The sequence below is a fragment of the Deinococcus roseus genome (assembly GCF_014646895.1).
GTDB classification, from domain to species: Bacteria; Deinococcota; Deinococci; order Deinococcales; family Deinococcaceae; genus Deinococcus_C; species Deinococcus_C roseus.
This window is the reverse complement of sequence record NZ_BMOD01000092.1, coordinates 1-743: the sequence shown is the minus strand read 5'-3', so window position 1 is coordinate 743 and position 743 is coordinate 1. Positions and strand designations below refer to the sequence as shown.

Sequence of the window (743 nt, the reverse complement as noted above, 5' to 3'; positions counted from 1 at the left end):
GGCGCCACCCTCTTCCCCCACAACAACGCCCTGGGAGCCACCAGGGACTTTGATCTCGTGCGCAGAATTGGACGCGCCACCGCCCTGGAAGTCGCCGCCACCGGCGTCAGATGGGACTTCGCCCCCGCCGTATCCATCCCCTACGACCTCCGCTGGGGACGCAGCTTTGAAGGCTACAGCCAGGACACCGAACTCGTCGGGGATTTCGCTGCCGCCTACATCGCAGGCCTCAAGGGAGACAGCTGGAATTCCCCCACCAGTGTCTTGCCTTCCGTGAAGCACTACGTGGCAGACGGGCACACCACCTTCGGATCTTCCAGGCGCATCGCAGGAGACCCCAACGCCCTGCAGAACGATGCCACTCTGGCCAATGCCCACGTGGACGCAGGCATGCAAGCCTTGCTGGAACAGGGGGCCTGGCAACTCGACCAGGGCAACAGTGAAATCGACGAAAAGACCCTCAGGGAAGTGCACCTCCCGCCCTACCAGAAAGCGATTGCGGCCGGAGCACTGAACATCATGACCTCCTACAGCAGCTGGAATGGCCTGAAGATGCACGCCCACAAGTACCTGGTGCAGGATGTGCTGAAGGACGAACTGGGCTTTGAGGGCTTCATCGTGACCGACTGGGAAGCGATTGACCAGATTGACCCTGATTTTTACACCTGTGTGGTGCAGAGCATCAATGCGGGGATCGACATGGTGATGGTGCCGTTCAAGTACGAGCGTTTCATGGAGACCCT

At 60.4% G+C, this 743-nt stretch carries 1 protein-coding gene; it reads left to right on the top strand.

Annotated features, from left to right (window positions below; all coding sequences use genetic code 11):
* The coding region (locus IEY52_RS26520; protein WP_189009727.1) for a glycoside hydrolase family 3 protein at positions 1 to 743 on the top strand (743 nt) is incomplete at both ends.